General features: G+C 59.6%; 20 protein-coding genes. 16 read left to right on the forward strand and 4 right to left on the reverse strand.

Annotation, left to right across the window (positions count from 1 at the left end; genetic code table 11):
- The 15 genes from fliF (at position 1) to ABTV91_RS11380 (ending at position 11544) form a co-directional block, all read left to right on the forward strand.
- Complete coding sequence (fliF, locus tag ABTV91_RS11310) at positions 1 to 1371, forward strand: flagellar basal-body MS-ring/collar protein FliF (RefSeq protein ID WP_433851533.1); 1371 nt, start codon at positions 1 to 3, stop codon at positions 1369 to 1371.
- Positions 1371 to 1826: a hypothetical protein gene (locus ABTV91_RS11315; protein ID WP_433851534.1), complete on the forward strand. Its 456-nt coding sequence runs from the start codon at positions 1371 to 1373 to the stop codon at positions 1824 to 1826. The genes fliF and ABTV91_RS11315 overlap by 1 nt, the downstream gene beginning before the upstream one ends.
- Positions 1813 to 2481 carry a hypothetical protein gene (locus ABTV91_RS11320; protein WP_433851535.1) on the forward strand — a complete coding sequence of 223 codons (669 nt, stop codon included), beginning with the start codon at positions 1813 to 1815 and terminating at the stop codon, positions 2479 to 2481. Before ABTV91_RS11315 ends, ABTV91_RS11320 begins: the two co-directional genes overlap by 14 nt.
- A complete protein-coding gene (locus ABTV91_RS11325; protein WP_433851536.1) occupies positions 2478 to 3803 on the forward strand; it encodes a FliI/YscN family ATPase in 1326 nt (441 codons plus the stop codon). The genes ABTV91_RS11320 and ABTV91_RS11325 overlap by 4 nt, the downstream gene beginning before the upstream one ends.
- Before the next feature lie 43 nt (positions 3804 to 3846).
- Positions 3847 to 4245: a hypothetical protein gene (locus tag ABTV91_RS11330; protein WP_433851537.1), complete on the forward strand. Its 399-nt coding sequence runs from the start codon at positions 3847 to 3849 to the stop codon at positions 4243 to 4245.
- Entirely contained in the window at positions 4232 to 5038 is an 807-nt protein-coding gene (locus ABTV91_RS11335; RefSeq protein ID WP_433851538.1) for a hypothetical protein, read from the forward strand. The genes ABTV91_RS11330 and ABTV91_RS11335 overlap by 14 nt, the downstream gene beginning before the upstream one ends.
- The gene (locus ABTV91_RS11340; RefSeq protein WP_433851539.1) at positions 5038 to 5454 is read left to right on the forward strand and encodes a flagellar hook assembly protein FlgD; all 417 of its coding nucleotides are present in this window, start codon (positions 5038 to 5040) and stop codon (positions 5452 to 5454) included. The genes ABTV91_RS11335 and ABTV91_RS11340 overlap by 1 nt, the downstream gene beginning before the upstream one ends.
- A 9-nt stretch (positions 5455 to 5463) precedes the next feature.
- On the forward strand, positions 5464 to 6621 hold the full coding sequence (gene flgF / locus ABTV91_RS11345; RefSeq protein ID WP_433851540.1) for a flagellar basal-body rod protein FlgF: 1158 nt from the start codon (positions 5464 to 5466) through the stop codon (positions 6619 to 6621).
- A 145-nt stretch (positions 6622 to 6766) separates the two neighbouring features.
- The gene (locus tag ABTV91_RS11350; protein ID WP_433851541.1) at positions 6767 to 7372 is read left to right on the forward strand and encodes a hypothetical protein; all 606 of its coding nucleotides are present in this window, start codon (positions 6767 to 6769) and stop codon (positions 7370 to 7372) included.
- Between the two features lie 49 nt (positions 7373 to 7421).
- A complete protein-coding gene (locus tag ABTV91_RS11355) occupies positions 7422 to 7676 on the forward strand; it encodes a FliM/FliN family flagellar motor switch protein (protein ID WP_433851542.1) in 255 nt (84 codons plus the stop codon).
- A 2-nt stretch (positions 7677 to 7678) separates the two neighbouring features.
- Positions 7679 to 8038, forward strand: coding sequence for a hypothetical protein (locus ABTV91_RS11360; protein WP_433851543.1), 360 nt, complete (start codon positions 7679 to 7681; stop codon positions 8036 to 8038).
- Positions 8016 to 8765 carry a flagellar type III secretion system pore protein FliP gene (gene fliP / locus ABTV91_RS11365; protein WP_433851544.1) on the forward strand — a complete coding sequence of 250 codons (750 nt, stop codon included), beginning with the start codon at positions 8016 to 8018 and terminating at the stop codon, positions 8763 to 8765. The genes ABTV91_RS11360 and fliP overlap by 23 nt, the downstream gene beginning before the upstream one ends.
- Before the next feature lie 12 nt (positions 8766 to 8777).
- Complete coding sequence (locus ABTV91_RS11370) at positions 8778 to 9455, forward strand: sigma-70 family RNA polymerase sigma factor (RefSeq protein WP_433851545.1); 678 nt, start codon at positions 8778 to 8780, stop codon at positions 9453 to 9455.
- Between the two features lie 482 nt (positions 9456 to 9937).
- Positions 9938 to 10657 (forward strand): hypothetical protein, encoded by a 720-nt coding sequence (locus ABTV91_RS11375; RefSeq protein WP_433851546.1) that lies wholly within the window; start codon positions 9938 to 9940, stop codon positions 10655 to 10657.
- A 71-nt stretch (positions 10658 to 10728) separates the two neighbouring features.
- A complete protein-coding gene (locus ABTV91_RS11380) occupies positions 10729 to 11544 on the forward strand; it encodes a hypothetical protein (protein ID WP_433851547.1) in 816 nt (271 codons plus the stop codon).
- 155 nt (positions 11545 to 11699) lie between these two features.
- Here the strand turns inward: ABTV91_RS11380 and ABTV91_RS11385 are convergent, their stop codons facing one another.
- The 4 genes from ABTV91_RS11385 to ABTV91_RS11400 all read right to left on the reverse strand — a co-directional run bounded on the left by ABTV91_RS11385 (position 11700) and on the right by ABTV91_RS11400 (position 18497).
- Positions 11700 to 14687, reverse strand: coding sequence for an AAA family ATPase (locus tag ABTV91_RS11385; RefSeq protein ID WP_433851548.1), 2988 nt, complete (start codon positions 14685 to 14687; stop codon positions 11700 to 11702).
- Positions 14684 to 15292: an ABC-three component system middle component 1 gene (locus ABTV91_RS11390; protein WP_433851549.1), complete on the reverse strand. Its 609-nt coding sequence runs from the start codon at positions 15290 to 15292 to the stop codon at positions 14684 to 14686. The genes ABTV91_RS11385 and ABTV91_RS11390 overlap by 4 nt, the downstream gene beginning before the upstream one ends.
- A 3-nt stretch (positions 15293 to 15295) precedes the next feature.
- Positions 15296 to 17149: an ABC-three component system protein gene (locus ABTV91_RS11395; RefSeq protein WP_433851550.1), complete on the reverse strand. Its 1854-nt coding sequence runs from the start codon at positions 17147 to 17149 to the stop codon at positions 15296 to 15298.
- 262 nt (positions 17150 to 17411) lie between these two features.
- Complete coding sequence (locus ABTV91_RS11400; protein ID WP_433851551.1) at positions 17412 to 18497, reverse strand: site-specific integrase; 1086 nt, start codon at positions 18495 to 18497, stop codon at positions 17412 to 17414.
- 104 nt (positions 18498 to 18601) lie between these two features.
- Between ABTV91_RS11400 and ABTV91_RS11405 the strand changes: the two genes are divergently transcribed.
- Complete coding sequence (locus ABTV91_RS11405; protein WP_433851552.1) at positions 18602 to 19516, forward strand: DNA-binding protein; 915 nt, start codon at positions 18602 to 18604, stop codon at positions 19514 to 19516.
- Positions 19517 to 19525 lie beyond the last annotated feature (9 nt).

Genomic DNA, 19525 nt, shown 5'->3' on the forward strand with positions numbered 1-19525 from the left:
ATGTCCGCGCTGAATTCCATCAAGGCTACGTTCGCGTCGATGAGCCGTAATGCCCGTATTGGCTTGAGCGTTGGCGTGGCGCTGCTCGCGCTGGCAACGGCACTGGCGCTGTGGCTGGTCTTTTCGCCAAGGCAGGAACTGCTGTTTGGCAACCTCTCGGAGGCGGATGCCGCCGAGATCGCTGCCACGCTCGGGGAATGGAAGGTCCCGTACAGCCTTTCGGAGAACGGCACAGGCATCCTGGTGGACGGCCAGAAGATGCTTGATACACGCATGCGGCTAGTGTCCGCCGGCATTCCCAAAGGGGGGCATGTCGGCTACGAACTGTTCGACGACAATGAATTCGGGGTGACCGAATTCGCGCAGCGCATCAACTACCAGCGTGCGCTGCAGGGAGAACTGGAAAGAACCATCGCCAGCATTCCCGGCGTGCAGAACGTGCGCGTGCACCTGTCCATCCGGCGCGCAGGTTCGTTTCTCGGCGAGGAGGCCAGTTCCAAGGCCTCGGTAGCCCTGGCCCTGCAGCCCGGCATGCAGCTGGCGAAGCGCCAGGTGGCCGGGATCCGCAACCTGGTCGCGTCGGCGGTGGAAGGGCTGTCGCCGGCCTCCGTGGTGGTGGTGGGGCCGGCCGGTCTCCAGCTTGCTGGCGCAGGCGAGGGCGAGGCTGGATCAGCGGGTGATGGTGCCGATGCGGCTGTGGACATGTCCGCGCGCATCCAGGGCCGGGTCGAACAGCTGCTTTCCGAAGCCCTGCACGGGCAGCGCGCTTCCGTCTCGGTCGACGTGCGCCTGAACTTCGACAAGGTACACCGGACGCTTGAAAGGCCCGTGGCGCTGCCGGGCACGACGCAGGGCATCGTCGTGCGCCGCAGCAGCAGTGGAGGGCGGCCAGCGGAAGGCGCCGGCGAAGCGGCATTGATCAATGAGCAGATCGAGTACGCCCATGGCACCGAGCGCGAGGAGGTGACGCGTGCAGCTGGCGCGATCGAGCGCATTTCGGTGGCCGTGGTTCTACCCAACGGGGTTGCAGCTGACGAGCGCGAGCGGCTCATGCGCCTGGTGTCGGTGGCGGCGGGGCTGGATGCCTCGCGGGGCGACAGCATCGAGATGGGCAATGCAGCCGAAGTGCCTGCGACAGCGGTGGAGGCGCCTTCCGCCGCGGCAGGAATGACGCCTGCGAAAGCCGCCGTCGCGCCATCGCTGCCAACGCGCAATGGCCTGCTCTGGGTATTGGCTGGATTCCTGCTGGGTATGGTCGCCGGCGTGATGCTGATGTGGCGCCGCCGGGCCAGGCCTTTGTTGCTGACCCGGGACGAAAGCGAGCGCGCGGCATTGCAGGTGCAGGCCTGGCTGCGGGAGGAGAGGCATTGATGGATGCCGAAGCGGTCCGTCGTGCAGCCATCGTGCTGGCGGCCATGCACCCCCGGGTGCGCGCCCGCGTGCTTGCGGGTCTGGGCGCTGCCATGCGCGGCCAACTGTCGCCCGTGATGGATGAAGTAGTGCGGCGCGGCTGGAATGGTCGTGCCATGGCAATGGCGGTGCTGGCGCCCACCCCGGTAGCCGATGCCACAGGCGCAGCCGCCGAGGAGACGATGGCGCTGTCTGATCATCTGGAGCCGACGGCATTGGCCTGCGTGCTGCAGGCCGAGGGCATGGGGAGCGATGATTTCCAGCTGGCCATGATGCCGGCCAATCTTCAGCGTGAACTGCAGGCGGCACTCGCTGCCCGCGGCCCGATGCCGCCGCAGTTGCGCGAGGCCACGCGCGTAGCCGCGCGGGCCCTGCTTGGCGAATTGAAGGGGCGGGGTGAACATGCGCCGCATTGATGCCGGTGCCATCACGGCAGCGCCACTATGGGCGGCACCTGCCGCTCCCGTCATGGAGGCCGGACGCGACCAGGCGGCAGAGGACGCTGCGCGGCGGGAGGCCGACTACAGGGCGGCGGTGGAGCGGGGGTTCCAGAAAGGGCAGGCCGAAGGACTGGCGCAGGCGCAGAGGACGGCGCAGGCGCAGGCGGCTGCATGGCAACAGGAGCGCGAGCTCGAATTGAACCGGGTCCAGGCGCAGTACGAACAGGCCCGCAAGACTTTCGAGTCGCTGGTCGTCAACCTTGAGGAAAACATCCGGGCGGAAGCGGCAAGAGCCGAAGAGCTCGCGGTGGAAGTCGCCTACGGCGCAGTCGCTCGCCTGATGGGCGAGGGGTATGCCGCTGGCACGCTGATTCCCGCCCTGGTACGCCATGCGATGCTGGAAGTGGACGCGGCGGTGGAGACCGTCCTGGTATCGAGACAGGACGCGGCGATGCTCGATGGCCACGAGGACATATCCTTCGAGGTGGATGGTCGCCTGCTGCCGGGACAATGCCGTCTGCGCACACGGCTTGGCAGCTATGACACCGGTCTCGACGTACGCCTGGACATGCTGCGTACGGCACTGTTGGCCGGCCTGTCGGAACACCGTTCCGCCGAAGGGACGGCATGAACCTGCAGGCCCGCCTTCAATCGGCCATCGCGCGGACGGAGATGTACCGCCGTCAGGGTCACGTGGTCGCTTTCAATGGCCTGGTCATCGAAGCGCAGGGGCCCGATGCGAACATCGGCGAACTGTGCGAAATCATGCCCGGCGACGGACGTTCCATCGTGCCGGGCGAGGTGGTTGGTTTCAGCAAGGAGCATGTGCTGCTGATGCCGTATGGCGACGTGGGCGGCATTTCCGGCCGAAGCATGATCCGCGCCACCGGCCGGCCGCTCGACGTACCGGTAGGCGATGCCCTGCTGGGGCGCGTGGTGGATGCGTTCAGCCGCCCGCTGGACGGCAGGGGCCCTCTTGCGCTGCCCGGCCGCTATCCGCTGCACGCCGCCCCGATCAATCCGATGCATCGCCAGGGGATCGACGAGGTGCTTGAAACCGGCGTGGCGGCCATCGACTGCCTGCTGACGCTTGGCCGTGGCCAGCGTATGGGCGTGTTCGCCGGCAGCGGTGTGGGAAAAAGCACCTTGCTGGGCATGCTGGCACGTCACGTTCAGGCCGATGCCATTGTGCTGTGCCTGGTGGGAGAGCGTGGGCGCGAGGTAGGGGATTTCATCCGTGACTCGCTGGGAGAAGAGGGATTGCGACGTGCGGTGGTCATGGCCGCTACGGCAGACCAGCCGGCATTGGTGAGAACGCATGCCGTACATGCCTCGCACGCGATAGCCGAGTATTTCCGCGACCAAGGCAAGTCCGTGTTGCTGGTGGTCGACTCGATCACGCGTTTTGCGATGGCGCAGCGTGAGATCGGCCTGGCTATCGGCGAACCCCCGACATTCCGCGGGTATACCCCTTCCGTCTTCAGCTGGCTGCCCCGTATCGCCGAGCGTTGCGGACGTCACGGAAAGGGAGAAATCACGGCCATCTACAGCGTGCTTGTGGAGGGCGACGATATGAACGAACCGATCGCGGACCATATGCGCGCGGTCCTTGATGGTCATATCGTGCTGAGCCGCGAACTGGCGCAGCGCGGGCATCTGCCCGCCATAGACGTCCTGCAGAGCGCCAGCCGCCTGCTGAACGCGCTCGCCTCGCCGGAGGAGCTGGCATGTGCGCTGGAAGCGCGCCGGATACTGGCACAGTACGACGGCGCCCGCGACATGATCGAGCTCGGCGCATACCAGAAGGGAAGCAATGCCTCGCTCGACGCCGCCATCCAGGCGCATGCGGATCTGTCCGACGTGCTTCGACAAGCTCCCGGGATCGCGGTTCCACGTGTCATGGCATTGCAGAAGCTTGCGACCGCCATAGCCGCAGGTGCAGGCAATGCATAAGCGTCGGCAATCCAAACTCGACTCGTTGGTCCGCATGCGCAGGATGGCTGAGCAACGTGAAGAACTGGTGCTTGAGCAGACCGCTGGAGCCTTGCGCAGGAGTGAGATCGAACTGCGACATGCCACCGACCGGCTGGGCGCGGCAACTGAATGGAAATCCGCCGTAATCGGCACGGATGGATGGTTGGGCCTTTACGAGCAGGTATTGCTGGCAGAGGGGAGTTTGTCTGCGGCGGCGAAGGCTGCGGATGATGCCGCGCGCGACGCCAGTGCCAGGCACTCGACCCAGGCTGCGCGGCTGTTACGAGCCACCCGCGATCTTGAGGTTGTGCAGCGACGTGGCGATCGTTGCAGGCATGAGGCAGCTCTAGCGTTCGAGCGGAAGGTGGCGGACAACGTGGCTGATATGTGGTTATCACGGAGGTTGCATGCAGATCGTTGACCCGGCTGCCGTTGTTCCGCCAAGGACAATGCGAAGCGATGTCCAAGGGACCAAGGGCGTGGGGGATTTTGGAAACGTGTTGGCACTGGGCGCCATAGAGCCTCCGGCGGATGCTGGCATTTCCCCCACGATCGAGGTGGGGGCCGCAGGACGAAATGTCGCAGAGCTTTTAACCGACCCAGAGCCAATTATGGGAACGGGGGATCCCGGAGCTTCTCCGGCGATGCCGGACATGCTCATGATTGCCGGGGTGGAAGAAGAACCGGATGCCTTGCCGGAGGGCGTGCTGTATCCGTGGCGGTTGGTTGCCCAGCCTGCGATGTCGCAGCTCGGACAAATGGCATATGGAGGAGCCAGGGGAGGGCAGGAACCCGTAGTCAGCACGGGTAGAAGTGGGGTTGGCAGATCCGAAGTCGTGGCGCCTGGCATGCTTGAAGCCACACCCCCGTATAGCGCAGCACAGACATTGATCGAAGCTCTTGTCGCACCAGCGCCAATCATGGTGGGAACTGCTGCCCGCATCGAGCATGCGGGGCGTGGATCGACCATCGTATCCACGGAGGAAGCCGCACCGGTGCTGGGGGCATGGCTCGAACGCATCCAGCGTCGCGTAGAGAATGCCGACGGCCAAGCTACCGTCTGGTTGCGCGACTACCGGATCGATGACGCTTCATCGGCTTCGATCATCAGCGACATTATCGCGTTTTACGGTCCCGCCCGGCCCGTGTGGCGCATCGTGGTCAATGGCAGCGAGATCTGGCGGCGACCGTCCACTCAACCGGGAGAGGGCTGATGGCCATCGACTCAATTGGTGCCGTTGTGAACAACGGCAGCGCCAGTTTGCAAGCACGCAACACCATCGACCAAGAAGGCTTCATCAAGTTGTTCCTTTCGCAGTTGCAGTTCCAGGATCCCCTGGAGCCGGTGGACAACCGCGAGTTCCTGGCTCAGTTGGCACAGTTCAGCAATCTCGAGCAGTCGCGTCAGCTCGGCATCAACATGGAGGGCATGTTGACAATGGAATCGTCCAGTCAGGCTTTGGCACTGCTGAGCCGTGCCGTGGATGTCGTGCAGGTTACAGGCGGAAACATTGCCGGCACCGTTGCCGCCGTGCAGTTCACCAATACGGGGCCGGAACTGACCATCAATACCGCCGCCGGCGTCCTGACCGGAGTTCGTCTACCCCAGGTAAGCCTGGTCAAGCCATAGGAGTGGCCCATGTTCCAAGCATTGTTCAACAGTCTCTCGGGACTATTCGGCTTTTCACGCAGCCTGGATACGGTCAGCAACAACGTCGCAAACATGAATACCCCGGGTTTCCGCGGCCGCGATTCGTTCTTTCAAAATGTAGGGCGGCAGCATGGTACGCGCATCGCGGGCGAAGGTCTGCGCACAAATCCGGGGGATGTGCGCCAAACCGGAAATCCTACGGATGTGGCAGTAGATGGCACGGGATTCTTCGTCCTGCGCGACAGCTCCGGCCAGTTGCACTACACGCGGGCGGGCCAGTTCATGTTCGATGACGATGGAACCCTCATCGACAGCGTCAGCCGCTTCCAGGTCATGGCTCTGGATGCATCTGGAAACCTGCTTCCCATCTCGCTGGAGGCCTATCGCACGTTGCCCGCCGAGCCGTCGACGAAGATTACCTTCAGCGGCAATCTGGCTCCGGCCGAGGCTACGCACAAGGTGGAAGGCCTCACTCTCTATGATGCGGCAGGTAAGAGCCATGCGTTGAAAGTGACTTTCACCAACAACAAGGATGTGACTCCGAACAGCTTCCTGGTCAAGGTGACCGATGAAAAGGGAGCAGAAGTGGGCGGCGGCGAACTGCGTTTCAGCGTGTCAGGTGCACTGGAGGCTGGATATGGCTCGATTCCTCTGTCGCTTCAGTTTGACGGCGTCAATCAGTCGGTGGAACTGTCCTTCGGTACTCCCGGCACCTTCCAGGGGACGACGAGTCTGGCTGGCCTGAGCAATACAGTGGCCGGCACCGTGGCCGACGGACGATCGGTGCTGGGCATCACTGAAATTTCGTTCGATGAGAAGGGTACATTGCGGTTTTCCTACGGCTCCCGTGAGAAGCGGGAAGGCCAACGGCTGGCACTGGCCAGCTTCGCAAGTGAAAGTACGCTGGACCTCAATGGTGGCCGCCTGATCTCCAATGCCGATGCCCAGCGGAGATCACTCGGCTACGCCGTGAGCGCCGGATTTGGCAAGGTAATGGGGGGAGCTCTGGAGATGTCGAATATCGACCTGACCCAGGAGTTCGCTGACATGTTGATCATCCAGCGCGGCTATCAGGCCAGCTCCCGAGTAATGACGGTGAGCAATGAGATGATCGAACAGCTGTACAACAGCACCCGTGGTGGTTGAGCGAATGAAGCGGATTCATTGGCAGGGCGCCAGCAGGGCCACCAGCTTGCAGGTTCAACTGAGCGAGCGACTACAGGCCTGGGCCGGGGAATGGGGTGGCCACAAGTGGCGGCAAGCGGTTATATCGCCGGTTGACGCAGCGGCTATGGAGCGCATCGGGGGCCGGCAGAACTGGTGCTTCTCGGCCCCGGACGGCGCGGCCATGTGGATAAGCGCTGAAGCGGACGCTGGAAGATCATTGGCGGCCAGCGCACTGGATCTTGGCGCGGTCCCCGGTCATGGCCTGGATCTGGTGGGAGAGGTCGGAAAGCGCTGCTTGGCAGCGTTGCAGGCCTGCTTGTGGGGAAGCGCTGAACTGCCCGGTACGGGCGATCTCCTGCCGGACCGGTTGGAAGCGTTCGAGCCACGAAGGGGAGGGCTCGCCTGGCGGATATCCCATCTTCCCGGCGATTTCCAGGTCGCAGTGAACGACATCTGGTGCGCGGCCCGCTTGCCGCACGACCAAGCCGTCGTGCCCAGACCCCGCCTGGTCGAGCGACGCACCGCGGTGATTCCGACGCGGGTGCGCGTGGGTGCCACGATCGAATTGGGCAGCATCGAACTACTGGATTCGCTGCAGCTGCGCACAGGGGAGGTGTTGCTCACGGAGGTGTCGCGGCAGCCGGGCGTGATGCTGTCGACTCCGTCAGGGTGCCTGCGCACCGGCCGCATCGTTCCCGACCGCGCACGACGGACCATCATGCTGGACTGAGTGCCGGCACCGGTCTTTCCTGTTTCGCAGCAATACTTTTGGATCTTTTATGAACAAAGAAGTGGCAATTACCGACAAGGACCTGAGCCTGCTGGGACATGTGAAGGTGTCCCTGGTCGCGGAGATCGGCAGCGCCGAAATGACCATCGATGAACTGTTCCGGCTGCAGGGCAAGGATCTGGTCACGCTGGACCAGGGAGTCGAGGCGGAGGTGACGTTGCTGCTCAACGGTCGCCCGGTCGCCCGTGGCGAGCTGGTAGCGGTCGAAGACAAGCTGGGCGTCCGCATCACGGAATTGGTTTGACCGTGACGATGATTTCCAGTGCGATTCCATACCGGTCAGATCCGGCAGTCGGCGCGAGTGACGTCCTGTGGGCCGGGTTCATTGCTTTGGGCCTGCTCGCGATGGCGTTCATGGTCCTGCTGCAGTTGCGCCGCAAAGGGTGGTTGGGCGCATGGACGAACGGGACGCCCGGCAGCAAGGTGGCCTCGCGCTGGAACGTTCACAGCCAACGCATCAGCCGCAGGGCCGTTGCGCATACGCTGACCCGCGATGGGTATTCCATGTTGGTGGTGGAAACTCCCAATGGGGTCGCCATGGCCCCGCTCGCAACGGAAGGTGGGTCCCAGGCTGGAGGCGCCCATGGCGACCAGGATGGTCGATAAGCTGGCGGCAGGCATGTTGCTGCTGGGCCTCCTGGTCGTTGGCGATGTCCACGCAGCTGCCCCGGCCGTCGATGCCGCGGGCGAAGCCATAAGACACGACCTCGCTCCCGCGCTGCGGACCTTCCTTGCGCTCAGCTTCCTGTCGTTCATTCCGATTGCCTTGATCGGCATGACGTCTTTTACCCGCATCATCGTGGTGCTGGCGTTGTTGCGGCATGCGCTGGGCATTCCGCAGACCCCGCCCAACAGCGTTCTGGTCACCTTGGCGATGTTCCTGACCCTGTTCTCGATGGGGCCGGTAGCGGACCAGGTCTACACCGAAGCCATCACCCCCTATCTGAGCGAACAGGTGAGCGCGAGCACTGCCTTGGAGCGGGCAGGGGATCCCATCCGCGGCTTCATGGTGCGGCAGACGCGGGAGTCGGACCTGCTGGCGGTGCTGGAGATGGCGCGGGTCGAGCCCCCCAAAACCATGCAGGACATCCGCTTCACCCACCTGGCGGCGGCATTCCTGTTGAGCGAACTGAAGACCGCCTTCCAGATCGGCTTCGTGATCTTTCTGCCGTTCCTGCTGATCGACCTGGTCGTCGCGGCCATCCTGATGGCGCTGGGCATGATCATGTTGCCGCCGACCACGATCAGCCTGCCGCTGAAGATACTGCTCTTCATCCTCATCGATGGCTGGGTTCTGGTATCGCGAACCTTGTTGGGCAGCTTCTGGACCTGACACTCATCACGAATGGATTCCATCGAGAAGGAGCTCTGGCGCAGATACGCGCATCTGTCCGATACGGAGGCGCGAGACTTCCTGTTTCTGCGCTACTGCCCTTGGGCACGATCTGTAGCGCGATTGGTCGTGCTGCGTACCACGTTGCGCATGATGGAGTGGGCCGACCATGTCCAGAACGCGCAGCTCGGTCTGCTCGAAGCGATGATGAGATACGACCCGGAATATGGCATCGAGTTCATCAAATATGCCAAACCAAGGGTGCGTGGCGCAGTCTTCAATGGAATGAGGGTGTTCCTTCGCGCGGACGCGATAGATAGCAAGCATCGCGTGCCGGTGGAACGAATGGAATCTCTGCATGACGACAAAGGCGATGAGCTGACCGCCTTTGTCGATAGTGTCGTTGGACTGGGCTTGGGTCTGATGCTGGATGGGCATTGCGAAGATATATATGCTGATCGGTACGACTCAGGAAGCTGGAATTCGTTGCTGCAGGAATCGCTCCTGGACATTCCGGTGCGCCGTCGCGAAATACTCGTTGCTCACTATATCCATCAGAAGCAGTTCCAGGAAATCGCACGGGAGATGGGGGTAACCAAAGGCAGAGTGTCCCAACTGCACAAAGAAGGAATCGTGGCGCTGAGGGAGTGCCTGCGAAAGAGAAAGTTAGAAAGAGATTGCTTTTTCTAAGCCCTGCTGGTGTGGCACCCAGACTAGGTGCCAACGAAGGAGGGTGAATATCCAGTGGTTAGGGATGTTTATCGAGGGTAGGGCGGGTGGGCTTCCGACCCAAAGCACAAGCATCGATTAGGCATCGGTCGTTGGCATGGATGCTCGGCGGGATCTCTCAGACAAACTCATCTCGGACGGTATAAAACGCTTTGGCCGGTGACCGGATAGCCGCTGATCGGTTGTGCGGGTGGTGCAAACTCGTTCGATCTCCAAACTGGTGCTGTTGCCATCCATTCCGCTCCCGGGTCAGTGCACAGGGCTGGGTGTGTACGTCCCGCGCCTTTATGTCGACGTCCTCGATGGTGTGCGTGGTCCGCAGCAAGGCTTGCTAATCGCATCAGAGGTGGACCACATGCCGAGTTGGCAATCGCCGATGTAATTGTCATCCCTTTGGGCTATGCTGCCCAAAATCACGATCACACCACCGGAGAGCGCAGAGAATGCATGCTCGCTATAATGGCGTTTTCTTAAATGTAGTTGCATTCCTCGCAGTTGCAGGTGCGTCCGGAGTTGTTCAAGCGTCAGATCCAACTGAGGCCGCTTTCAATCCAGACCGAACCGTTGCGATCCGCGTCGATGGAGAGCCGGCTGGTACAGGTTCGTGGCTGGACGCCAATACGGTTGTCACTGCATCGCACTTCTTCCTCAATGTTAGGGACCGGGAGCACGTCCAGGTTGAGGTCGTTTGGAGGGGAGAAAGGTACCAGGCGACTCTTCGAAATGCGGAAAACCCAGCCTACATTGATGCCTCGGTACTGGACATCGATGGAGGTGGAACGAATCCAGTCTGGCGTGGCGCTCCACTCGCACTGTGCGAGGATGCACTTCAGGCGGGGCAGCCAGTTCGAGTCGGGCTTCGTAATGAGCAAGGCATTGCGACTCTCCTACGCAGCTACGGCTCACCTGATGAGATGGTGATGTATCAAGATAGGGCGAGCAGCACCGCGATAACCGCATTTTTGAAGCCGGGTGATAGTGGAGCAAGTGTCTATGACGAAGCAAAAGGGTGCATGGTCGGTCTTGTTAGCCTGCGTCAGAAGGTCGCCGATGACTGGGCCGAGGTGTACACGACCAAGGTCGTTTCTATCTCAAATTTGATCAAATTCCTCAACGAAGAGGGCAGCTCAAACCCGCGCGATAACAAGCGCCAGTCAAATTAATCTTACTGACGCCAATTACTAAATTGGCTTAGATTTTACAGCTCAATTAAAACCGGGAGGACACTTGCTGCATGGAATCTAAAGAGCTAATAAATTACATGACGCGAAACTCTCTGAATAATTTTGCGCACGCAATTTTTCCGATCTATAGATTTGAAATTGGGGGATCGCCGGTTCACATTGGAACCTGCTTCTCTATCGAACACCATAACCGAAAATTCTTAATCACAGCGGCACATGTTATCGATCATTATTCTGACGATAGAACGCTAGCTTTTGCCACGACAAGCCAAGAGCGATTGGTGCAAGTGCAAGGCGAATGGTACGTTTCTGAAGCAGGTGAGTTGGGGCGTGAAGAAGATCCCATTGACTTGGCCTTACACGAATTGACGGAAGAGGAGGCGTGCAAGGTCCCGGCTATCTCGTCAAGCCAAATTGAGGATCAAGCGCCCGACGAAAGTTCGGAAAGAATGATGACAATTATTGGATTCCCGACCTCAAAGAACAAGAGCATTAAACCTACAGATTTATCTCGCAAGCGGCTTAGCCCGGTCAGAGTTCAATATGCTGACATGGAAGATGTTCCTGTTAGCTACTTCGAAGAGCGCGGCATGTCCTCGCGCAGTCATGTTGCGATGCTGCGCGGCGCACGCTCTATGTTTGACGACGGGATGGAAGACAATACTATTGGCCACAGAGGACTGAGTGGAGGCCCAATGATTTTCGCAGGCCTGTCTAACTCTGGTAGTCCGATACAACCTCAGAAGGTCGTCGGAGTTATCTTAGAGCAAGATGAACGATGCGGCGTGGTGGTTGCGTTGAGAATGTCGGAAGTGCTTCGTCGAATTGAGAACTTCTTCGGCAGTCGCTCGCGTCCTCGCCCCTGAGCTGCACAGACGATGTATACATCATCTACGTCCGTCGGGAGCCAACGGCGTAAGATGTGATTAGGAAGATTTATCACCGGTACGGAGTGGCAACAGAGTCCCAAATCCCTCTGCGAGTGAACGCTGAAGAAAAGGCGAGAAGACAACCAAAACGGCTACCCAGCGGTCGGTCTGCCCCGTTTCCGCGAACCATCCGCAACGGCTGTGACGCCCTCGGCGGTCGGAACAAGCGTCCATAGCCTTGAGGCCACGCCGTCATTCTGAAGCTTGCGCATCAAGAAGCGCGCCTGGAGCGCATCGTGCGTCGCAATAACAACTTGGAAGCCATGCTCAATTACGTAATCGCGGAGTACATCGAACACGGACGACGCATGCACGAGGTCATGATGCTGCGTGGGATCATCCAACAATAAGCCACGCCAAGTCGACCACCGATGACTAAGGGCCATAGATAAGAGGAAGGTTAGTTGCAAGTCTGTCATCTGTGCTTCACTTGCAACAGTTGGCGCAGCCACGGTTGCACCATGAAGCGGGATCAGTACCGAAGCGTGCTGCTTTTTGTAATGGCTGTAGAAATTTAGATCGGTGCTCGCAAATCGCTGGTCTCTTACGATTCGCTTTAGAAGGGATTGCCATCTCGGAACAATCGCAACAACCCTGTCGTGTATGTCGCCGATCTCCGCTGATAGCACGCTCGACAGTGAATCGAGTGCCGTCGAGAGCTTGGAGAGATCGCCAATTCTTGCTCGCTCTTTAGAGATCGTCTCCTGGAGCTGTTGTGAAAAATCAGCCTCGGTCCTGTCACCTCGACGCAAGTCGATAATGTTCTGCGCTACGCGATTCTGCTCGCTTGTCCGCCATCTTCCGATCTCAATTCCATACTCGGTAAGTTGAGTCCTCCGACGTTCAAGTGTGGCGCGCTCGGCGCTAAGTTGAAGTTCTACGACCGATCCGATCTCAGCCGAAGGTTCACCAGGCAGCTCAAGCTGAGTCCACGTTGAGCGGATCTCAGCGATTCGCGAGCGAGCGCTTCCAAGGTCGCGCTCAATTCTGACAGCCTGGAGCTCGATAGCTGCAAGGCGCGCACGCTCTCTCTCGATGTCGGCAGATAGACGCGCTTTGGTATCCTCCATCGCAGAGCGTCGCTGATCCGCACTTACGATCTCAGATGAGATCTGCTCAATTGATCTATCTTGCGAGAAATCTACCGATAGCGAAGCATAGCGCTGCGTCGATCGCGACAAATCGGACCTGACTTCTACGGAAGATCGCCTGATCTCTTCTAGCTTCTGGGCGCCTCGCTCAAACGCAGATCTAGTTGCCAGCAAATCTTCCGCGCTTGGCTCGGGATCTAAGCTATTGAAATCGACCATTAGAGTGCTGCGTGCAACGCGCAACTGCTCGGCTTTGGCGTTGAGAGCTGCTAGCGCGCTCGCAGAAGACTCAGAGGAGACAAGGGGATCCGATCGAATTGCATCGATCTCGCTCGTAAGTGCACTAGCTTGCACTTGGTACTGTGCGAGAGCGTTCCGCGCATCCTGAACCTGCGTCTTCGCCTTCGCTACTTGGCTGTCAGCGGCACGAAGTTGCGAGAGAGCATCATGAAGCTCGCGCTCCGCCGCCGCTAGGCTAGGATCAATGGCTTCCAGCGAGTTCTGCAGACGACGGCGGAGCTCGCCAGCCCCGTGATCAACTCCACAGACGGGGCAGTCGTTCCGGTCCGCTCCGAGATTTGCTGCAACTAGAGATACAGCCTTACGCATTGCATCAACCGTGGAAGCGATGCCATTCACCTTTCCCTTCGCATCACCTGCGGCGCGGTCGCAAGCTGCATGCAATGCGACTGCCTCCTGATATGCCCTTCCTAACTGCTCAAGTTCTCGATGCGAAGCTTCAATCTTCCCATGGAGCCCGCCGAGAGACGAGCTATACTCACGCCACTTATCAACTAGTTCCTGCGTTGCAGAAAGCTCAGTCTCGGCACGCGCGATTGAACGCTCTCTCGATCTGAAACTTTCATGAGCCTGAACCGCCTGCTCCATTACTTGGCGTCGCGCCAGCAGGCCGGCCAATTCGGACTCGAAAAGCTCAACTTGCTTCGCTACTTGAGAGAACAGCGCTGTACTTCTATCAAGCTGCTCCTTGGCATGAGCAACATCGATTGCCCGCTGGGCATAACTGTCTAGTTCTGAGCGAACTTTACCTATGGCATCAAGCTGATCTCCGCACTGTGTCAACTCTTGCGATAAGCGCTCGATCAGCAGTCGCGGTTCCTTGGCACTCTCGGTGACGGCGGCACGATCTGCCTCAAGGCGCGAAACTCTCTCACGTTCAGATGTGTAAGTTTCCATCAGGCCAGAAGCACCAGCTACATCAGAAGCCCGGCGCTGGACAGCTTCTATACGGGCATTGACTGCTTGTAGGAGAACTTCCTGACCTGAAGCAAGCGAGGTTATGCCGGTGAATGCAGGGAGCGTAATGCTTGCAACTGACTCCAAAATTGAGCGAAGGCCGTCGGCGATGTCGGATTGTGGTGTCAGCGGGAGTCGCATCTCGACGATGGACGCATCTCGGGCTTCAATAAACGAGTTCCATTCGTTCAGCGAGCTGGTTAAAGAGCTAAGGCTGAGAGAAGCCTGATTCAGAGACTCGGTGACACTACGTCTGGCTCCAGTAAGAACGGAGCTAGCAACTGATCCATCGCGGCCAATAGGCAAACGGGCGAGGTGCGAGCCCGCAGTTTTTTCGTCAGCCTGCACGAACCAATCTCGCTCTCGCTGGTCTAGCAGATGAGTTAGACGAAGCAAGTAGGGTATGTCTTCCGCCTCCGTTGCCCCGAAAACCGTTGTCAAGTCACCGTTCGTCGTCGGCTTACCGCCTCGCCTTAAGGTCACTGCGCGCTCCACATCAGTGAACTGAAGTCTTACTTCAGCAAGTGCTTGTGAATCACGAATGAGAGGAGTGAGATCGCTACCTAGTCTGGAAACCATCCCAGTCAGTGCGAACTCAATTGCTTCGAAGAAGGCAGTCTTGCCAGTCCCATTGGGGGCAAGTAGCACCGTTGCTCCGGGACTGAGGTCGACCTTTACGTCTTTGCCAAAACGGCGGACATTGGATAGCGTAACCGATGCGAGCGTGGTCATGGCTGCCTCTCGCGATTCGTTGAAAGAGTTGATGAGAGCGCCTGGGCGAGTTCAGCTCCTGCCTTTCCCGAGACTAATAGGTCGCGCCATACCGAAAGATGCGCTCGTGTCCATGGGTGGTCGGTTGCGACAGCACCCAGCGCTGTCTGAAGGGGGTCGGAGAAATCGCCACTAGAGTCGTCATTGAGTGGTCTGGCCAGGAAAGTGCGATCGAGCATGTCGACGGCTGATTCCTTGGTCCGCCATACGAACTTGCGACAAAAACTGTCATCAGTCTCGATCCGGGCGGCCTCTTCGTCAGGAATGCCACGTATCAATAGAAACAGATACAGGTCTGCGGTTTCCGGTTCAGCCATGTGTTCTCTGACGTCGGCCGCCCAAGCGTATGCAGCTTGGACCCCGTCGTCGACGAAGTCGAGTTCCGCTATCAGAATAGTGCGCCATCCTGACTCCATACCCTCGCGACGAAGGCGGCAGACGCGTTGCGAGAGCCTGATGTTTCCGGGCGTATCCACAATCGAGTCGAGCGAAACTTCGGCCTCGTTGAAAGCAAATCGGCCTTGAGCGCGATTAGATATGGCTAAGACAAAGCTATCAATATTCATGATTTATCCTCCGCTCGCGTAGGCGCGGATAGCTGTATCACGAGCGTCTTCCGTCGCCCGCCAAAGCTGACGGAAATGCGCCCTCACCGTGGTCAAGTTTCCATTCCGTAGGCGCTGACGCGTCGAAGAGGATCGAGTCACCAACATTCTAGGGCGACGAGGCGTCGCCATGCTCATGGTTGCATCTGCATCGTCAGCAAGTCCGACATCAAGAACCTCTGAAGCGGAATCTTCTACACCAGACAAGATAACTATCGAAGAGGTATCCGCTCCTAACAAGGCCGTCAGGCCATGGGAGGGTAACTCGCATACGGTAGCCGCTTGGTCTGATGGGCCCGACCAACGCCTAAGGGCGATGACATTCACATCGCCGAAGGTGCCGAACTGCTGCCAGCTTGGGTTATTGACGTCGAGACCCACCGCAACGAAAAGAAGAGTCTCGAGGGCGTCAGTCAAAAGATCGGTGGACCTTGGGCCAACGCGCAGAGCCTTAGCATGGATGCGCTTCTCGCCGGGGGCATACATCATTCTTGCAAAGAGGCTTGCCCTAAGTTCAACGTTCTGTGCAAGTTCGTCGCGCCACGCCTCCCACAGTTGATACATCTCTCTCCGAAGGTCCGGGTCTTGAATGGCCGCGAGTCGCGGCTCGATCTTGTCAACTATCTGCGCCCAGACGACCGCATCCATCGCTAGCGTTAGCTGGCTTGCCTCTTCGTCGGCCTGAGCAAATCCTTTGATGGGTCTGGGGGCAGCTTGGCTAGGCGGATTGACGTTTTCTATCCAAGTCAAATGATCGAAGTCGCTTTCTCCCACGCCGAGCGTGTGCCCAAGCTCCTGGCTCGCCCTGGCGCGCCAACCAGCTTCCTCAAGGAGGAGGGCTTGGCTACTTCCCTGCAAATGCAAGGCCAGACGGAGAATCACGCTGGTTAGCGAGTTGCCGTTTGGATCATTCTGAGGGCATGTGGCAGACACACGTAGCTTTCGTGTAGCTCCACAGGTTTTCCAAAGTTGTTCGACAACCTGAGGCGCTGCCTCAACGCCATCGGTGACAAGGTCGTGCGTGCCAGACACGTTCCAGCCGGCCATCGCGTTCTCGAACTGATATTGCGTCCATGTGGCCAACTCGGGGCGTGCAAGGTGGTGCAGGGTTTTAAGCAGCGGCCTGCATGCCACCGCTGAGACATCCGACATCTCTGTGACGACGTAAGTCTGTATCTCGGCCAGTGCCGCAGCGCCTGAAGTGAAATGGCGATTCAGCAAGTGCAGCGCATCGTCGCGCAGCTTGCTTTCAACTCCTGCGGGCTCGATTGTAAGCTGCTTCAGCGCAGATAGGATGTGTGCCCAATCGTCAAATCCGCACCACGTCGTAAGCCATCGATATGCATTGGTAGTTGGCCCATCATTTCGAGCCGCCAACGCCTCGGCAGTTGCCCCTGTCGTGCGACAAACACTGCAAAGCTCTTCAAACTGTCTGACTAAGTAATCTTTCTTAATTTGAGTATTTAGGCCAGGAACAGTGAAGACAAACTTTCGCGGCGTTGTTCCAGGATTTCTGGCCCAGCTACCTAGACTCTCAATGGTCTTATCAAATTCGGAGAGAGTTTTGATGGCAGGCGCGCTAACGGTGTTGGTTCCGTCAAAGTCAGACGCCTGCCGCTTAATTTGTATGTGTTCAAACAACCCATCGCTGTGCTCGATGACGATGTCATCCCAATGTGGGATGCCGCCTTGTTCGGCACCCATCGCGATCAATGACTGCCGCCCCTCGATAAAATCGTCAAGAGCGCGTGATACGCGATTGGCAATCACCAGCTTCTCGTAGACGCCGGTGCGTTCCAGTCGAAATCTTTTGAGCATTCCCCTTTCCTTGGCCAGCGTTCGGCCCTAGCTCGTGGCACAGGCGCCAAGTCTCCTCGATGGAGCCCAGCAAATCCCGTTTGAGAATAGCAGGGTGCATTCGCGCGTGCGCGTCGCAACCGGGCTTAAGCTGCTGGCACTTCCATTCCGCCTTCGCAGATCTTCGCCCAGGAGCGCGATGGGGTAGGGCACTCGTTGAATAGGCCCCTCTACCGGAGGCCCCCCGGCCTTACCCTGGGTGCCAGGCTGTTACTTCCTCTAGTCAGTCATCCAGCAAGTGAGCAGCGGGATTGGTGGAGGCGCATCCAGCCTGGAAATACCCCACAACACTCGCCACCGACCGGTGCTCGGTCAGCTGCATAATCGCCGGAAGCGCTACCCCTTGGCGGCTGGCCTCGGTCACAAACCCCGACCTGAGGCTGTGCCCGCCAAAATCCCCATCCAGCCCAGCAAGGCGCGCCCGCCGCTGCACGATCTCCCCGACAGCGGCGGGGGAGAGGGCAGGGCCGATGCGCTGTTTCCATAGCCGCCGGAAAATTGCCCCCTCGGTGATCCCGGACGCCTCCAGCCAGTCTTGCAGGGCCACCGCCGCCCGATCCAGCACCGGCTTGTCCGGGGTCGAGGTGGTGGTGACGCCGGCCTGCTGGGTCTTGCTGTGTTCCAGGCGGTAGATGTAGCCCACCTCGCCGATCCGGCGCAGGTCGCGCAGGTCGGCGGCGGCGATCTCGCTGCGCCGGCGGCCGCCACTGGCAAACCCGAAGCAGAGCAGGGCGCGGTCACGGATCCCTTCCAAACTGTCGTCGCACGTGGCCAGCAGCGCCTCCAGTTCGGGCAGGGCGATGGCGGTCTTCTTACGTGGCCGCTCGCCGCGCTTGACCGCGGCCCGGGCGGCACGGCTGAGCACGGTGCGAATCGCCGGCTGCTCACAGGGATTGGTCGCTTGCTTAAGCCGGTGCGCGGTGGACAGCACGGCAACGCGATGGCGCACCGTGGCCAACGTCCACGGGCCGAGCTTGGCTTTCAGCCCAGCCGCCACCAGTGCTTGATCGACGGCCGGCGGCAACTCCCACGCCAGTTCGCCTTCAGCCGACCGGCGTTGCACGTGGTCGACCACGAACTGCAGCACGGTGGCTTCGGGCACCGGCAAGGCCAGCTCGACGCCGTAGCGCGCCGCATGCCAGCCAGCCCAATAGCGCAGGGCGCTGCTATAGCTGCGGGTGGTGTTCTCGGCGGCGGCTTCGGCCAGCAGTTCGCGCACTGCATCGGCGGCCTGTTGAGCCAGCTGTTCGGGCAGCACCAAGGTGGTAGCCGTCACGGCGAGGACGGGAATCGTAGAATTATCTTTCATACTATGTAATGTATACTACGAAATCGAGCTCATACCCACGATAATCATCACTTATCGTGAGTACGTTGTCAGCAGAGTAGGGCGCCGAGACAGGAGACAGTTGCATGGCCCGTGGCATCACCGAATCCGACGTCCACACCGCTGCTGACGAGCTGGTGGCCATTGGCGAGCGCCCGACGGTGGAGCGTATCCGCGCTCACCTGGGCACCGGTTCGCCCAATACGGTCACGCGCTGGCTGGAAACCTGGTGGAAAGCACTCGGAACGCGACTCCAGCCCGAGCGCACGGATTTGAAGGATGCGCCGGCGGCCCTGGCCAAGCTGGCCGGTCAGTGGTGGCAGCTCGCCTTGGAGCATGCCCGTGAACTGGTTTTGCAGGAGTTCGCCGATACGCGTCAGGCGCTTTCAGCGGAATACGACGAACTTCTCGCCCTGCGGCAAACCTTCGCCAATGAGGCTGCAGAGCTCCGAAGCAAGACAGAAGCCGCCCTTCAGGCCGAGCGACTTGCTTCTACGCAGGTCGTAGAACTTCAGCGCCTTGTGAGCCAGATGCAGGCCCAGATTGACGAACTGAGCCAGCAAAGGGCAGATGCCAACCATCTCCTTGATCAGGCGGCGACCTCACGACACGAATTGGATGCACGACTTCAGCAGCTGCAAGAACTGGCGAGATCTGAGCGCGAGAGCTTGGCTGAGCACGCCAGATCTGTCGAAAACCGAGCTCTGGCTGAAGTGGATCGAGCGCGCCAAGAAATCAAAGACCTGCGGGCGCAACTGCTCGCAATGACCAACGAGAGTGCCTCCAAGCAAGCTCACTCAAGTGTTCAAATGGAGGTACTGAGAACCAGTGCCGCAGCGGCTGAGCGGGAAAGGGCGGTTCAGCGCACCCGAGCTGACGCGCTCGAGCAAGAGCTAGAGAGACTGCGAGGCTTGTCAGCCGCTCTTGAGACAGCCATAAAAAGCACTAAAACAGTTAAAAGGCCTCAGAAAACCGTTCGTACCAAGCGGCGCGAATCATAAATCAAGTCA

Source organism: Stenotrophomonas nitritireducens (genome assembly GCF_050984405.1).
In the GTDB taxonomy this organism is placed as follows: Bacteria; Pseudomonadota; Gammaproteobacteria; order Xanthomonadales; family Xanthomonadaceae; genus Stenotrophomonas; species Stenotrophomonas nitritireducens_B.

Excerpts from the sequence above, each read along its gene's own strand:
- fliF (WP_433851533.1), top strand. The coding sequence starts at position 1 with ATGTCCGCGCTGAATTCCATCAAGGCTACGTTCGCGTCGATGAGCCGT.
- ABTV91_RS11315 (WP_433851534.1), top strand. The coding sequence starts at position 1,371 with ATGGATGCCGAAGCGGTCCGTCGTGCAGCCATCGTGCTGGCGGCCATG.
- ABTV91_RS11320 (WP_433851535.1), top strand. The coding sequence starts at position 1,813 with ATGCGCCGCATTGATGCCGGTGCCATCACGGCAGCGCCACTATGGGCG.
- ABTV91_RS11325 (WP_433851536.1), top strand. The coding sequence starts at position 2,478 with ATGAACCTGCAGGCCCGCCTTCAATCGGCCATCGCGCGGACGGAGATG.
- ABTV91_RS11330 (WP_433851537.1), top strand. The coding sequence starts at position 3,847 with ATGGCTGAGCAACGTGAAGAACTGGTGCTTGAGCAGACCGCTGGAGCC.
- ABTV91_RS11335 (WP_433851538.1), top strand. The coding sequence starts at position 4,232 with ATGCAGATCGTTGACCCGGCTGCCGTTGTTCCGCCAAGGACAATGCGA.
- ABTV91_RS11340 (WP_433851539.1), top strand. The coding sequence starts at position 5,038 with ATGGCCATCGACTCAATTGGTGCCGTTGTGAACAACGGCAGCGCCAGT.
- flgF (WP_433851540.1), top strand. The coding sequence starts at position 5,464 with ATGTTCCAAGCATTGTTCAACAGTCTCTCGGGACTATTCGGCTTTTCA.
- ABTV91_RS11350 (WP_433851541.1), top strand. The coding sequence starts at position 6,767 with ATGGAGCGCATCGGGGGCCGGCAGAACTGGTGCTTCTCGGCCCCGGAC.
- ABTV91_RS11355 (WP_433851542.1), top strand. The coding sequence starts at position 7,422 with ATGAACAAAGAAGTGGCAATTACCGACAAGGACCTGAGCCTGCTGGGA.
- fliP (WP_433851544.1), top strand. The coding sequence starts at position 8,016 with ATGGCGACCAGGATGGTCGATAAGCTGGCGGCAGGCATGTTGCTGCTG.
- ABTV91_RS11370 (WP_433851545.1), top strand. The coding sequence starts at position 8,778 with ATGGATTCCATCGAGAAGGAGCTCTGGCGCAGATACGCGCATCTGTCC.
- ABTV91_RS11375 (WP_433851546.1), top strand. The coding sequence starts at position 9,938 with ATGCATGCTCGCTATAATGGCGTTTTCTTAAATGTAGTTGCATTCCTC.
- ABTV91_RS11380 (WP_433851547.1), top strand. The coding sequence starts at position 10,729 with ATGGAATCTAAAGAGCTAATAAATTACATGACGCGAAACTCTCTGAAT.
- ABTV91_RS11385 (WP_433851548.1), bottom strand. The coding sequence starts at position 14,687 with ATGACCACGCTCGCATCGGTTACGCTATCCAATGTCCGCCGTTTTGGC.
- ABTV91_RS11390 (WP_433851549.1), bottom strand. The coding sequence starts at position 15,292 with ATGAATATTGATAGCTTTGTCTTAGCCATATCTAATCGCGCTCAAGGC.
- ABTV91_RS11395 (WP_433851550.1), bottom strand. The coding sequence starts at position 17,149 with ATGCTCAAAAGATTTCGACTGGAACGCACCGGCGTCTACGAGAAGCTG.
- ABTV91_RS11400 (WP_433851551.1), bottom strand. The coding sequence starts at position 18,497 with ATGAAAGATAATTCTACGATTCCCGTCCTCGCCGTGACGGCTACCACC.
- ABTV91_RS11405 (WP_433851552.1), top strand. The coding sequence starts at position 18,602 with ATGGCCCGTGGCATCACCGAATCCGACGTCCACACCGCTGCTGACGAG.